The following is a 14394-nucleotide window of genomic DNA, read 5'->3' on the forward strand; positions in this document are numbered from 1 at the left end:
GGGAAAGGATTTTCCCCAAGCGGGTGCTTGTACATCGATCGATCTCGAGGGGAGACCCTAATGAATTACAACTGGGACTGGGGCGTGTTCTTCAAGTCCACCGGCGTTGGCAGCGAGACTTATCTCGACTGGTACGTCTCCGGTTTGGGCTGGACCATTGCCATTGCCATCGTGGCATGGATCATCGCCTTGCTGCTGGGCTCCATTCTGGGGGTCATGCGCACGGTGCCAAACCGCATCGTATCGGGCATCGCCACCTGCTACGTCGAGCTGTTCCGTAACGTGCCGCTGCTGGTTCAGCTGTTCATCTGGTACTTCCTGGTACCCGACCTGCTGCCGCAAAACCTGCAGGACTGGTACAAACAGGACCTCAACCCGACCACCTCGGCTTACCTGAGCGTTGTCGTGTGTCTGGGCCTGTTCACCGCTGCCCGCGTTTGCGAACAAGTACGTACCGGCATCCAGGCGTTGCCACGCGGTCAGGAATCCGCCGCCCGCGCCATGGGCTTCAAGTTGCCGCAGATCTACTGGAACGTGCTGCTGCCCCAGGCCTACCGGATCATCATTCCGCCGCTTACCTCGGAATTCCTCAACGTCTTCAAGAACTCCTCCGTGGCGTCCCTGATCGGCCTGATGGAATTGCTGGCGCAAACCAAACAGACCGCTGAGTTCTCGGCCAACCTGTTTGAAGCGTTCACCCTGGCCACGCTGATCTACTTCACCCTGAACATGAGCCTGATGCTGCTGATGCGCATGGTCGAGAAGAAAGTCGCAGTGCCCGGCCTGATCTCCGTGGGGGGTAAATAATGGAATTCGATTTCAGCGGCATCATCCCCGCGATCCCGGGCCTGTGGAACGGCATGGTCATGACCTTGCAGTTGATGGTCATGGGCGTGGTCGGTGGCATCGTGCTGGGGACGATCCTCGCACTGATGCGCCTGTCGTCGAGCAAACTGCTGTCGCGGGTGGCCGGCGCTTATGTGAACTACTTCCGTTCGATCCCGCTGCTGCTGGTGATCACCTGGTTCTATCTGGCGGTGCCGTTCGTGCTGCGCTGGATTACCGGCGAAGACACGCCGATCGGTGCGTTCACCTCCTGCGTCGTGGCGTTCATGATGTTCGAAGCCGCGTACTTCTGCGAAATCGTCCGGGCCGGCGTACAGTCGATCCCCAAAGGTCAGATGGCCGCCGCGCAGGCGATGGGCATGACCTATGGCCAGACCATGCGCCTGATCATCCTGCCCCAGGCGTTCCGCAAGATGACGCCGTTGCTGCTGCAACAGTCGATCATCCTGTTCCAGGACACCTCGCTGGTTTACACCGTGGGTCTGGTGGACTTCCTTAACTCCGCCCGCTCCAGCGGCGACATCATCGGTCGTTCCAACGAGTTCCTGATCTTCGCCGGTGTCGTCTACTTCATCATCAGCTTTTCCGCCTCGCTGCTGGTCAAGCGTCTGCAAAAAAGGTTTGCCGTATGATCTCTATCAAGAACATCAACAAGTGGTATGGCGACTTCCAGGTGCTGACTGATTGCAGCACCGAGGTCAAAAAAGGCGAAGTGATCGTGGTCTGCGGCCCGTCGGGTTCCGGCAAATCGACCTTGATCAAATGCGTCAACGCGCTGGAGCCGTTCCAGAAAGGCGACATCGTCGTCGACGGCACCTCGATTGCCGACCCGAAGACCAACCTGCCGAAACTGCGCTCGCGCGTGGGCATGGTGTTCCAGCATTTCGAACTGTTCCCGCACCTGACCATCACCGAAAACCTGACCATCGCGCAGATCAAGGTGTTGGGCCGCAGCAAGGAAGAGGCGACCAAGAAAGGTCTGCAACTGCTCGAGCGCGTCGGTCTGTCGGCACATGCTCACAAGCATCCCGGGCAACTCTCCGGCGGTCAGCAACAGCGTGTGGCGATCGCCCGTGCGCTGGCGATGGACCCGATCGTCATGCTGTTCGACGAACCGACTTCGGCGCTTGACCCGGAAATGGTCAACGAAGTGCTCGACGTGATGGTGCAACTGGCCCACGAAGGCATGACCATGATGTGCGTGACCCACGAAATGGGCTTCGCCCGGAAAGTGGCTGACCGCGTGATCTTCATGGACGCCGGCAAGATCATCGAAGACTGCCCGAAAGAGGAATTCTTCGGCGACATCAGCGCCCGCTCCGAGCGTGCGCAGCACTTCCTCGAGAAAATCCTGCAGCACTAAAAGCAACACACCTGCCGGGGCATTACTCCTTCCCTGTGGGAGCGAGCCTGCTCGCGAAGAGGCCATTACATTCAGCCTGGAGGTTGAATGTCAGTCCACTTTCGCGAGCAGGCTCGCTCCCACAAGGGCCGGCGTTGCCCTCGCAACAAGTGTGGTGGTTGACCCAAGGCATCTGTGATGAAATGCGACCCCAATCTTTATCGCGCCGCGCCGCCATCACTTGCCGTGAAGCCTCGTCTGATTCGTCATTTGTTCCTGCCGCCGCTGGTCATCATCCTGATGATCGGATTGGGTTTTATCGGCTTCTGGACCAGTGAGCATTTCGGCATTCGCAGCCTCGGCGAGAACGGTCAGCGTCAACTGGAACTGCACGCCCGCGCGGTCGAAAGCGAGATCAGCAAATACACTTACCTGCCCAGCCTGCTGGAACTCGAAACCAGTGTGTCGCAGCTGCTGGCCGACCCGACCCCGGAGTACCGGCAAACGGTCAACGCTTACCTCGAAGGCCTGAACCGGCGCAGCCGCAGTCGGGCCATCTACGTCATGGACACCACCGGCCGCGTCATGGCCACCAGCAACTGGCGCGATGTCGACAGTTATCTGGGTGAAGACCTGTCCTTCCGCGCCTATTTCCAGAAAGCCGTACGTGGCGAGCCCGGCCGTTTCTACGGCATCGGCAGCACCAACGGCGAGCCCGGCTATTACCTCGCCCATGGTCTCGAAGAGCATGGCAAGATCATCGGCGTCGCCGTGGTCAAAGTGCGCCTGGAAGCCATGGAAGAACGCTGGCAACGCGCGCGTCTGGAAGCCTTCGTCAGCGATGAAAACGGCATCATCATTCTGTCCAGCGATCCGGCCAGACGCCTCAAAGCAGTGATTCCCTTGAGCGAAGCCACCAAGGAAAAACTCGCCCGCAGCCTGCAGTACTACTGGTTCCCGCTCAACGAATTGCAACCGTTGGCCCGTGAAACCCTGTCCGAAGGCGTGGAAAAACTCACCTTCCCGGCCAACAGCGAAGTGCCGTCCGGCGAGGACGACATCAGCTATCTGGCGCAGACCCGACCGCTGAGCGACACGCCGTGGAATTTCACCCTGCTCACGCCGCTACAGGACTTGCGCCGCGAAGCGATCAACCAAGGCATTCTCGTTGCCGTCGCGTTCGCCTTGGTGGCCTTCCTGCTGATCGCCTGGAACGAGCGGCGCAAGGTCATCGCCACTCGGCTTGCCGCCCGCGAAGCCTTGCAGGAGGCCAACAATCAACTGGAGCGTCGGATTACCGAACGCACCACCGACCTGCGCGCCAGCAACGAGCGACTGAAGAGTCAAATCCGCGAACGCCGTCAGGCCGAAGAGACCTTGCGCCGGGCTCAGGATGAACTGGTCCAGGCCGGCAAACTCGCCGCCATCGGCCAGATGTCGACCAGCATTGCCCACGAACTGAACCAGCCGCTGGCCGCGATGCGCACGCTGTCGGGCAACACCGTGCGCTTTCTCGAACGCGGTCAGCTCGACGTCGCCAGCACCAACCTCAAGACCATTAACGATTTGATCGACCGCATGGGCCGGATCACCGCCAGCCTGCGCTCGTTTGCCCGGCGCGGGGACAATCAGGGTCAGGCCAGCCTCGGCAAAGCCGTCGATGCCGCGTTGCAGGTGCTCGGTGCCCGCGTGGAAACCTCGGCGCTGGACGTGCATCGTCAGTTCATCGACGTACAGGTGCAGATCGACCAGACCCGTCTCGAACAGATTCTGGTCAACCTGATCGGCAATGCCCTCGACGCCATGCAGGCGCAACCACGGCCAGAACTGTGGCTGGAGGGCGAAGAGTTCAACGGCAAATATCGTCTGCGCGTACGCGACAACGGCCACGGCATCGACGCTGAAGCGCGCAAGCATCTGTTCGAACCGTTTTTCACCACCAAACCCGGCGAACAAGGCCTGGGTCTTGGCTTGACGCTTTCCGCCAGCCTCGCGGCCGCCACCGGCGGGCATCTGGGTGTTGAACACCCGGCCAGCGGTGGTACCACCTTCGTCCTCAGTTTACCGTTGGTAAGCCCTACCCCTGCCGAGCCAATATGAACCACGAACTCAGTGTGCTGATCGTCGAAGACGACCCCCATGTGCTGCTCGGCTGCCAACAGGCGCTGACCCTCGAAGACATTCCCTGCGTCGGCGTCGGCAGTGCCGAGGAGGCACTGGAGCGCGTCGGCGACAACTTTGCCGGCATCGTCATCAGCGACATCCGCTTGCCGGGCATCGATGGCCTGGAACTGCTGACCCGCCTCAAGCAACGTGATCGCAGCCTGCCGGTGGTGTTGATCACCGGCCACGGCGACATTTCCATGGCCGTTGGCGCGATGCAGAAAGGCGCTTACGACTTCATGGAGAAACCGTTTTCACCGGAGCGTCTGGTTGACGTTGCGCGGCGGGCGCTGGAACAACGCAGCCTCGCCCGCGAGGTCTCATCGTTACGCCGACAACTGGCCGAGCGCGACTCCCTCGAGGGACGGATCATCGGCCGCTCGCCAGCGATGCAAAACCTGCGCGAATTGATCGCCAACGTCGCCGACACTTCGGCCAACGTGTTGATCGAGGGCGAGACCGGCACCGGTAAAGAACTGGTCGCCCGTTGCCTGCACGACTTCAGTCGCCGCCACAGCAAGCAATTCGTCGCGCTGAACTGCGGCGGTCTGCCGGAAAACCTCTTCGAAAGCGAGATCTTCGGCCATGAGGCCAACGCCTTCACTGGCGCTGGCAAACGACGCATCGGCAAGATCGAACACGCTGACGGCGGCACGCTGTTTCTCGATGAAGTGGAAAGCATGCCCCTGCCGTTGCAGATCAAACTGCTGCGCGTGTTGCAGGAACGCACCCTCGAACGCCTTGGCTCGAACCAGAGCGTGGCGGTGGATTGCCGGGTGATCGCGGCGACCAAATCCGACCTCGACGAAGCAAGCCGGGCCGGTGAATTTCGCAGCGACTTGTACTACCGCCTCAACGTGGTAACGCTGGAATTGCCGCCCTTGCGCGAGCGCCGCGAAGACATCCTGCAACTGTTCGAACACTTCACCCAGCAATCGGCCCTGCGCTTCGATCGCGCGCTGCCGGAGCTGGACAACCAGACCCTGTCGAACCTGATGAGTCACGACTGGCCGGGCAACGTGCGCGAACTGCGCAACGTCGCCGAACGGTTTGCCCTCGGTTTGCCGGCGTTCAAAAAGACTGGCGCCAGCAGTGGCGGACAAGGCCTGGCGTTCGCCGAAGCGGTGGAAGCCTTCGAACGCAACCTGCTCAGTGATGCCCTGCAACGCAGCGGCGGCAACCTGACTCAGGCCAGTCTTGAACTGGGCATGGCCAAGACCACGCTGTTCGACAAAGTGAAGAAGTACGGGTTGAGCCATTAAGCGAGAACAATGTGGATCTGTTTTTCAAAGCCCTGTTGGGCGCAGCGGTGGTGCTGATCATCGCGGCGCTGTCGAAAACCAGAAACTATTACATCGCCGGGCTGGTGCCGCTGTTTCCGACGTTTGCGCTGATTGCGCATTACATCGTCGGCAAGGGGCGTTCGATTGAGGATTTGAAGACCACCATCGTCTTCGGGATGTGGTCAATCATTCCGTACTTTGTGTACCTGGCGACGCTGTATGTGATGGTGGATCGGCTGCGGCTGGAGACTTCGCTGGCGGTGGCGGCGGTGGCTTGGTTGATGGCCGCCACTGTTTTGGTGACTGTGTGGGTTCGCCTGCACAGCTGACCCTCACCCCAGCCCTCTCCCAGAGGGAGAGGGGGCCGACCGAGGTGTCTTGCGTCTGACATCGACCTGAAAGACCCAGTCGATTATGGATTCGGTACAACACGTTCACGTCGGCGTATCGCTCCAGCATCCCCCAATCAGTCCCCTCTCCCTCCGGGAGTGGGGGCCGACCGAGGTGTCTTGCGTCTGACATCGACCTGAAAGATCCAGTCGATTATGGATTCGGTACAGCACGTTCACGTCGGCGTATCACTCCAGCATCCCCCAATCAGTCCCCTCTCCCTCTGGGAGTGGGGGCCGACCGAGGTGTCTTGCGTCTGACATCGACCTGAAAGATCCAGTCGATTATGGATTCGGTACAGCACGTTCACGTCGGCGTATCACTCCAGCATCCCCAATCAGTCCCCTCTCCCTCTGGGAGTGGGGGCCGACCGAGGTGTCTTGCGTCTGACATCGACCTGAAAGATCCAGTCGATTATGGATTCGGTACAGCACGTTCACGTCGGCGTATCACTCCAGCATCCCCCAATCAGTCCCCTCTCCCTCTGGGAGTGGGGGCCGACCGAGGTGTCTTGCGTCTGACATCGACCTGAAAGATCCAGTCGATTATGGATTCGGTACAGCACGTTCACGTCGGCGTATCACTCCAGCATCCCCCGATCAGTCCCCTCTCCCTCCGGGAGAGGGTTAGGGTGAGGGGCTTTTGCTCTTCAGTTGACGGTACCGCCCTTGGACTCTGCCATGATCTGCCGAATCGCCCCGACAAACGTCTCCACCGGCTGTCCACCCGTCACCGCGTACTGCCCGTTGAACACCACAGTCGGCACCGAACTCACCCCACGCTGCTGCCACAACTGCTCTTCTTCGTGCACCTCATCGACAAATTCGTCAGACGCCAGAATGGCCTCGGCCCGCTGACGATCCAGCCCGACACTTTCCGCAATCTGCACCAGTTGCCGGTGATCCGACGGATTGCCGCCCTCACTGAAGTAAGCCTTGAACAGCGCCTCTTTCAAGGCCAACTGCTCCCCTTCAAGCCCGGCCCAGTGCAGCAAGCGATGCGCATCGAAGGTGTTGTAGATGCGGCTGTTGCCGTCGGTGCGAAAGGTGAAACCAAGCTCGGCGCCACGGGCGCGGATCGCTTCGCGGTTCTTCTGCGACTGCTCCGGGGTCGAGCCGTATTTCTCTTGAATGTGCTCGGCGATGTTCTGCCCGGCGGCGACCATTTTCGGATTGAGCTCGAACGGCTGAAAACGGATCTCGGCCTGCACTTCGTTGCGCAGAATTTCCAGTGCCCGTAACAGGCCATACAAACCGACGACGCACCAAGGGCAGGAGACGTCGCTGACAAAGTCGATTTTCAAAGCGGAATTCATCAAACACCTCGCAGGGGAAATCGTGCGGGAAAGTTTGCACGATACACCTGCTCCAGATTTTTGGTGACCATAGCGGCCCCTTCGCGAGCAGGCTCGCTCCCCCCTTGGAAAGCGTTCCCCTGTGGGAGCGAGCCTGCTCGCGAAGAGGCCCGCGCAGACAACACAAATAGTTCGGTTACAGCAAATTCCCGCGCACTACCGGCTCAATCTGCGCCCAATGCGAGGTGTCTTCACGATGCGCCTGCAAATATGGCAGTACCGCCGCCAGCAGCGGTTCTTTGAACGCCTCTTGAAAACGATGTGCCAACCCCGGAATCAGCTTCAACTGACTACCGCGAATATGCGCCGCCAGATGCACGCCGTGCATCACCGGCAACAACGGATCCGCCGTGCCATGCACCACCAGCGTCGGCACGCGCAATCGGTTGAGCAGCGCCACCCGACTCGGCTCCGCTAGAATTGCCATGATCTGCCGTTTCACGCCTTCCGGGTTGAACGCACGGTCATACGACAGCGCCGCCTGATGCAGCAAGGCCTGCCGGTCATCGGTGACCGCCGGGCTGCCGAGCGCCGCCAGCAAATCAGCCTGTTGCTCCAGTGCCACCTGACGATTCGGCGCACCGCGTCGCGACAGCAACTGCACCAGCGCCGCACTCGGTGCCGGCAATCCTTCGGCGCCCGAAGTGGTCATGATCAACGTCAGGCTCTCGACCCGCTGTGGCGCCATCGCAGCCATGTGCTGGGCAATCATCCCGCCCATGCTCGCGCCCAATACGTGGAATTGCTCGACGTGCAACGCATCCATCAACCCCAGCGCATCGTCCGCCATGTCGGTCAGGCTGTAAGGCGCCGCCACCGGCAGACCGAGTTTGTAGCGCAGTACTTCGAAGGTCAGATTGGCTTCAGCCGGCGTCTGACGCCAGGTCGACAGGCCGACATCGCGGTTGTCGTAGCGAATCACCCGAAAGCCCTGCTGACACAGCGCGACCACCACTTCATCCGGCCAGTGGATCAACTGTCCACCCAGGCCCATGACCAGCAACAACGCCGGATCCGATGCGCGGCCAATGCTCTGGTAAGCCAGGCTCACCTGCGGCAGATCGACGTGCTCAGTCGGCACATTCACATCGCAGTGCGCCGCCGCCCATGCCGACGATCCGAAAAAAATCGCGGCCAACAAAGCCGCGACAGATAGAAAACCCTTAGCCATGGAAAACACCGAAACGCAGAACCCCAGTAGAGCGCGAGTCTGATGAAGTTTGTACAAGCGCGCTGCCACAGTTCGATGACTGTTTGATGAAGAGTGCCGAGCGGTCATGGGCGGTGGTTGCAAAAAATATCCATGTACCGCCATCGCCTTGTGCGAATTCTCTTCAATGACGCGCTCAGGGACGGATTCCCCGCCCCGCTATGAGAGTCATGCCCCCATGCCCGATCGCCTTGTTCTGGATGAACTCCCCGCCCCCTCACCGTTGCCCGAGACCGTCGAGCATCTGCCGAAAACGACTGATGACAGCCTGTTGCAGCAGGCCAGCCACCGCTGGCGCGTCAGCCACGAGGGTTTGCGCCAATTGTTTGCCGCCAGCCCTGCCCTGCGCGACAGCATCAATGAATTGCTGCGACAACAACTGCAACTGGACGGTGAAACCAGCGGATTGCGCTTTGCTGCCAGCGAAGACGAACCGGAACACACCGTCAGCCTTACCGATGCCTGTGCCTTCGTCGTTCAACAGCCAACGCTGGAAAGCGATCTGGATCAGCGCTGCCATCTGAGCGGCATCAGCTCGAATCATCCGTTGTACGCATTGAAACCTCTGCAGCTCCTTGAAAAGCTCAAAACGCTCGACCCACGCAAGAGCCACGAGGTTCGCTGGACAGCGTTCTGGGAGGCACGCGCGCCGCGCACCCCGGTGTCGCGGCGTACACGCGCCACACAGCTTTACCGGGCACACTTTGAAGCCAGCGCGCACACGGCCCTCGCCAACCGGGTCATCACCGCCGCGCAACTCAAAACGCTGCAACAAATCATCGACTCAGGTGCGGGCGCGCTGACAGTCGAGGGCCAAGCCATCCACACGGAAAAACTGGCATTGGTGCTGAGCAACGACAGCAAAGTCAAACTTCCCGGTGCGTGGGTCGTCAGCGTCGGCGATCCGGCCACGGCGGCGCCGTTGCTATATCTACCCTGCAACTCAGCGTCGATCCAGGCCTTCAACACTCGCGCAGCAATGCAAACCTGGCTGGCCCAGCAGATACAGATCCCCACCGGACTGCCCAAGGACATCCTGCGCGTCGATTACAGTGCAGCGCTTGACCCGATGGCCACCGGGGCAAGCGATCTGTTCGCCGACCGCCACCATGCGCAGCTCGATGCCTTGAACAATACCAACAAAGGCAAGCCCGGGATCAGAACGCACGGCGCGCGTTCACTGGTGCATGTCGACCTGATCGATCATCAGCGCAGCAGTGCGATCATCGTGGCCGCCCCGCCCAAACCGCTCACGCCCGTCAGCGATAGCGAGATGGAGGAGAAACCGCTGTTCGGCAGCCTGTCGGCCGGTATTCCACTGGCGGTACGACAAGCGGCGCTCCAACGTCAACGCGAGGCGCTTGAACGCTTGCAGGACAACGACGGTGACGGCTCCGGATACCGAGAGTGCAAGGAAGCCCTCAAAGCCCTGGAAACAGCCGAACAAGCCGGCGAGACCGCCGCCACATTGCTGCTTTACCGCGACAACGCCCTCGACGTGAACGCTTTCAACACAGCGTTCTCGGCCCTGCGTCAGGCCCACGAGGATGGTTTGTATGCCGAAGGCAGACTGCAAGCGGCCCTGGGCCAACTCGACAGCGCCGAACACGATTTGCTCAAAGCCGTATTGGCCACTCCCATCGCGGCTGACCGCGACACCGACATCACGGTGGCCAGCCTGACGTTGATGCTGACCGAGACCAAGGATGGCATCAGTACGACGCAGAGCGAATCACTCAAAGGCGCGCTGGTCATCGAACGGCAAGCGGCCCTCTCGGACAGGGCATCGATTTCCAGCCTGATACTCTACTGGCCGGGCACCGGCGGTGGCCTGCAACGCTTTGCCGATAGGCGGACGCTGGCACGCGAGGTGTTGCGGATTCTGGGCCACGACAGTGACCTGACCCTGCAACTCAGCCCCCTTACCACAGACCCGTTGCATCACTGCCTCAATGAGCTGATTGCCGACTTCGAGGCGAAAGCCACACCTCTGCGCGATAAACCCGAACAGGCTGACGCTTTGGAAATTCTGCGCCAAGGCTGCCTCGCCAGTGTTCAGGTTCCGGTGCACGCCGCCCGCAGCCTGGCCTTCGCTCATCTGCTGGAGCAGGAGCGCAGCGGCACCCTCGCTGGCCATCTGCCGGGCTGGCTGATCAAACTCAAGGACAACGAACGTAACGGGCTGAAACAGAACATCGAGGCTTACATCGCGGCGATGCGTGAAAGCCATGCCCTCATGACTCTTGCGCTGGAACCCCGTGATGACTTCACCCGCCGTCACCTGCACGCCCGACTGCGCAAGGATTTTTCCCTTGAAGGACAATTTTCCATCGAGGTCGAACTGCCCGACTCGACCACGACCGAACAGATCCCCGAGGCGGGACCTGGCGGCACGCGGAAAACCACCGTCATTGTGCCGAGCAAAACCCGCAGCAAAATGTCCCTGGAGGACCTCGCCCAGCTCAATATCGACAACGTGCATTCGGTGCTCAATGACTCGTTATCGCAGCGTCTGATTTTCCTGCGTCTGGAGGTCACCGCAAAGCTGAAAAGGGATCGCACGCGCCTGCTCAACGGCATCAACCTGACCTATCTGCGCAAAGTCCTGCCGGAACTTGACCTGCCCAAAGCCTATGAACAGAAAATCCACGACGCCTTCAGGGGCGCCGCCAGCGAGTCGGAATTTGTCAGACAACACCGCCGGGAAAGCCTGATCGAGCCCTGGCGTCTGATGCTGAAAATCCAAAGCGAAAATGCGCGCCTGCAAAAACACCTCAGCCCTGATGAAGCCGCACTGCTGAACATCGCTATCGATGCCGACACCGCAGAGGCGTGGCAAGCCAACGGCAAGCGCATTGTCCTGCTGCCGGTGTCGCTGAAAGTCGGCGGCAAGGACACCCCCGGCGAAGGCCCGGTGACCCTGTCCGGCGTCAGCCTGATCGAAGAACAGATCAGCGGCGTCACCTTGTTGTACCTGCCAGACAGCCACGACGGGCAGTTTTTCCGCCGTTACGCCACGCTTGAAGCGGCGCGCAAAGGGCTGTTCACGTTGTGCGGGAGTGACAAGTGGATCGAGTATCTGGCGAACAGGGCATTGCAAGGTAACGTCAGGGCGCATGTCAGCCGTATCGGCCAGGCCGTGGCAAAAAACTTCGATGCCATCATCGAAGTCGGCGTGCGCTGGCCAGCCAGTACCTCATTCGCCGCGCACCTGCTCGACGCACACATGGGACGCTTGATCGAAGCCCATCGCGGCACTTCGCGCTCCAACGATGAGCTGTTCTTCGAGCGCTACGCCCTGAAAGGTCCGCGCGCTTTCAACTACATAAAAATGGCCTTGGGCATGGTGCCCTTCGTCGGCAGCGTACTGGCGCTCTATCAGGCGTGGACTGCTGCCAATCAGGCCGTCGTCGCGTTCTTGCGTGGCGAGGTGGCTGATGGTCTGGCGGAAATCGAGTCCATGCTGCTGTCGTTGATCGACGCCCTCATGGATCTGCTTCCGGGCGAAGCGGTGGCCTCGACCCTCTCACGGACGACACGCGCATTGACACAGGCTCGGCAGCTCCACGCGGTGCTCGGCAATGTGGCGGCGCTGCACGGCAAGTCGCAACGTCAAGCCAGGCATGTGCTGACGCGCTTCAAGGATTACGAATATGAAAAGCCAATTTCCCTGGGCGGCACAGAACCGGCCAGCCACGGCCTCTATCGCGGGATCTACCGGCATGCCGACGGCGACTTCATCGAACGTCAGGGCCGCGTCTACCAAGTGGAGCTGAGCCGGGATTCGCGCAGCTGGCGCCTGTCCGGCAACTCGCGAAAAACCTACAAGCAGCCGATCGCTCTGGATGAAAGCGGGCAATGGGACACCTGGTTTGGCGTCTATGGCACTGCCCTTGAAGGCGGCGTGGTGGGTGGCGGCAATGTGGGCGGGCGCATGCTCGATACACTCGACCCTTACTGGCCGCCAGTGATTCGGCAACGCTTGCCGCGCTGGCTGGTGGATCGAAATTTCCGTCGTCACCATCAACTGACCGCCGCCGCTGACGACCTGGCCGATCAATTGCAGAGCAGGGGGAGAAAAAGCGACGAGGTGCTCAATGTCTACGGCGAAGCTTCGGAAGTTGAGCGCATGGCCATGTGGCCAACGGTCGAAGCCGCTTGCGTTGGCGATATCCGGGTGGCCAGGCAGCGATATGAGGTGTTGACCGAATTAACTGCGCTGACCCAGGGCAGAAAACGCAGGGCTGTCGCCGAAATGCAAAGCAAGACCGCCTGGCTGTTGACTGATCGTTATCGGCGCCGCGCCATTCACCTGTCGCATAACATTATCGGGATGACACGAGCCGTCAAACGATTGAAGCAGCTACACAATGCGCTGCCAGCTGACGCTGTGGTCGAACGTTTGCAACACATTGAAGACATACACAGGTTTCGCGTCGAGATCGTCAACAAGCTCGAACAATTGGGGGAACTCAGAGACCAGGTCAATCACTGGTATGAACGCATGCTGGCGAAAGACCGGCCGAAAATCTCGGCGCAAGTGGATAACACCAACACCCGCCACAGTGAACCCGTCTTGCTGTACCTGAAAACCTCCCAACGTTTGGAAGTCGTCAAAAGAATCGGCAGTCCCGACGATGCATCGTGGCGCTACTTTGCCACGGTGGCGGAACCCCTTCGCAGTAAGATCGATGAGCGCCTGTACCGCCAGTACGAACTGCCGAACATTCAGAACACTAACGCCGAACGTATCCGCATTCTTCAGGAAAGCATCGACGCCTGCGTCGAGTTTCGTCGCGAGATGGCCGTCTGGACCGCCAGCTATCCGCAATTCTTTCATCTGGACGTCGTCGAGCCCTTGCTGGAAGGCATCGATCGCTTGGCTGATCGAGCGCGTGCCGCTATCAACAAGCCACCCGAACCCAAGATCGCAGGGAAACCTCTGCAGCGCGTATTCATCACTGATGACAACCAATTACGCCATGGCGTGGAGCAATGGGACACCGTGACCAATACTCGTCGATATAAATGCACCGGGTCCGGAGGCTATGAGGAAATCTATGAACAAGGCGCTGATGGCAAATTACGGCTGACCAACCCGCAACCCGCAGCCGCCCGCCCGCCCGCGGGGTTGAGTCTGGCCACACTGGTCGCGGAGGCACAGCAACGTCTGGATGACGTGGCGAATTACCGCGCCAAGGTTCAGAGAAACGCCAACAACGGCATGTTCCCCGTCGACCTGGAACACATGATGAAAGGTCGGGCGGTTGAGCTCACCACCCGTGCCGACGATATCGCTGCCAAGTCTGCCCTGCACCCGATCATCCAGCGACTGCGTGATCAGGCAAGCGAACTGGCCATCGAAGGTCGTGCCATCCGCACCGAACGCTCATTGACCAGTCAAAAGCCTACCGACGGCATGCTGGATGACCTCATCGGCCAGAATGCGGTGGAAATCCGCAAGCCCCTTGCGATGCGGCAACTGTCTGACCATCAGGGCCAAGCCAACTACCTGCAGGAATATGAGGTCTGGAATATCACACTAGAGCCTGCACAATTGCTCTGGTACGTGCATTTCCATTACCGCTCGGCTACCCGGCCTTTTAACAGATTCGAAAGAGCCCACCTGAAACTCCCACAGCATCGCATGCTGACGCACGCTGACGACTCGACCTTGCTTGATTCCAGAATTACCCAACAGTCGATTGTCCTGAGGCATTTCGAAGGGGGTTGAATCCTTATTTCATAACCGCTCGTCGCTACTGTCAGATCTGACAGTAGCGCGACCTCGCGTTTACGCAGCCAA

At 60.1% G+C, this 14394-nt stretch carries 9 protein-coding genes; 7 read left to right on the forward strand and 2 right to left on the reverse strand.

Annotated features, from left to right (window positions below):
- The first annotated feature begins 60 nt into the window (after positions 1-60).
- The 6 genes from ACRRSD_RS09340 to ACRRSD_RS09365 all read left to right on the forward strand — a co-directional run bounded on the left by ACRRSD_RS09340 (position 61) and on the right by ACRRSD_RS09365 (position 5963).
- Positions 61-807: an amino acid ABC transporter permease gene (locus ACRRSD_RS09340; RefSeq protein ID WP_038369085.1), complete on the forward strand. Its 747-nt coding sequence runs from the start codon at positions 61-63 to the stop codon at positions 805-807.
- The gene (locus ACRRSD_RS09345) at positions 807-1478 is read left to right on the forward strand and encodes an amino acid ABC transporter permease (protein WP_103522149.1); all 672 of its coding nucleotides are present in this window, start codon (positions 807-809) and stop codon (positions 1476-1478) included. Before ACRRSD_RS09340 ends, ACRRSD_RS09345 begins: the two co-directional genes overlap by 1 nt.
- Positions 1475-2209, forward strand: coding sequence for an amino acid ABC transporter ATP-binding protein (locus ACRRSD_RS09350; RefSeq protein ID WP_007916729.1), 735 nt, complete (start codon positions 1475-1477; stop codon positions 2207-2209). Before ACRRSD_RS09345 ends, ACRRSD_RS09350 begins: the two co-directional genes overlap by 4 nt.
- Before the next feature lie 177 nt (positions 2210-2386).
- Positions 2387-4288 carry a sensor histidine kinase gene (locus tag ACRRSD_RS09355; protein ID WP_435037892.1) on the forward strand — a complete coding sequence of 634 codons (1902 nt, stop codon included), beginning with the start codon at positions 2387-2389 and terminating at the stop codon, positions 4286-4288.
- Positions 4285-5613 carry a sigma-54-dependent transcriptional regulator gene (locus ACRRSD_RS09360; protein WP_038369087.1) on the forward strand — a complete coding sequence of 443 codons (1329 nt, stop codon included), beginning with the start codon at positions 4285-4287 and terminating at the stop codon, positions 5611-5613. The genes ACRRSD_RS09355 and ACRRSD_RS09360 overlap by 4 nt, the downstream gene beginning before the upstream one ends.
- 11 nt (positions 5614-5624) lie before the next feature.
- Entirely contained in the window at positions 5625-5963 is a 339-nt protein-coding gene (locus ACRRSD_RS09365; RefSeq protein WP_435037893.1) for a GlpM family protein, read from the forward strand.
- 710 nt (positions 5964-6673) lie between these two features.
- Here ACRRSD_RS09365 and ACRRSD_RS09370 read toward each other — a convergent pair.
- Both ACRRSD_RS09370 and ACRRSD_RS09375 read right to left on the reverse strand, forming a co-directional pair.
- Entirely contained in the window at positions 6674-7339 is a 666-nt protein-coding gene (locus tag ACRRSD_RS09370) for a DsbA family oxidoreductase (protein WP_435037894.1), read from the reverse strand.
- Between the two features lie 175 nt (positions 7340-7514).
- Complete coding sequence (locus ACRRSD_RS09375; protein ID WP_435037895.1) at positions 7515-8549, reverse strand: alpha/beta fold hydrolase; 1035 nt, start codon at positions 8547-8549, stop codon at positions 7515-7517.
- Between the two features lie 217 nt (positions 8550-8766).
- On the opposite strand from ACRRSD_RS09375, the gene ACRRSD_RS09380 reads away from it, so the two are divergent.
- Positions 8767-14322 carry a dermonecrotic toxin domain-containing protein gene (locus tag ACRRSD_RS09380; RefSeq protein WP_435037896.1) on the forward strand — a complete coding sequence of 1852 codons (5556 nt, stop codon included), beginning with the start codon at positions 8767-8769 and terminating at the stop codon, positions 14320-14322.
- Positions 14323-14394: the final 72 nt, after the last annotated feature.

Origin of the sequence: Pseudomonas neuropathica, from assembly GCF_051174785.1 — a bacterium.
GTDB lineage: Bacteria > Pseudomonadota > Gammaproteobacteria > Pseudomonadales > Pseudomonadaceae > Aquipseudomonas > Aquipseudomonas neuropathica_A.

Coding starts and splice junctions, on each gene's coding strand:
- ACRRSD_RS09340 (WP_038369085.1), top strand. CDS start 61: ATGAATTACAACTGGGACTGGGGCGTGTTCTTCAAGTCCACCGGCGTT.
- ACRRSD_RS09345 (WP_103522149.1), top strand. CDS start 807: ATGGAATTCGATTTCAGCGGCATCATCCCCGCGATCCCGGGCCTGTGG.
- ACRRSD_RS09350 (WP_007916729.1), top strand. CDS start 1,475: ATGATCTCTATCAAGAACATCAACAAGTGGTATGGCGACTTCCAGGTG.
- ACRRSD_RS09355 (WP_435037892.1), top strand. CDS start 2,387: ATGAAATGCGACCCCAATCTTTATCGCGCCGCGCCGCCATCACTTGCC.
- ACRRSD_RS09360 (WP_038369087.1), top strand. CDS start 4,285: ATGAACCACGAACTCAGTGTGCTGATCGTCGAAGACGACCCCCATGTG.
- ACRRSD_RS09370 (WP_435037894.1), bottom strand. CDS start 7,339: ATGAATTCCGCTTTGAAAATCGACTTTGTCAGCGACGTCTCCTGCCCT.
- ACRRSD_RS09375 (WP_435037895.1), bottom strand. CDS start 8,549: ATGGCTAAGGGTTTTCTATCTGTCGCGGCTTTGTTGGCCGCGATTTTT.
- ACRRSD_RS09380 (WP_435037896.1), top strand. CDS start 8,767: ATGCCCGATCGCCTTGTTCTGGATGAACTCCCCGCCCCCTCACCGTTG.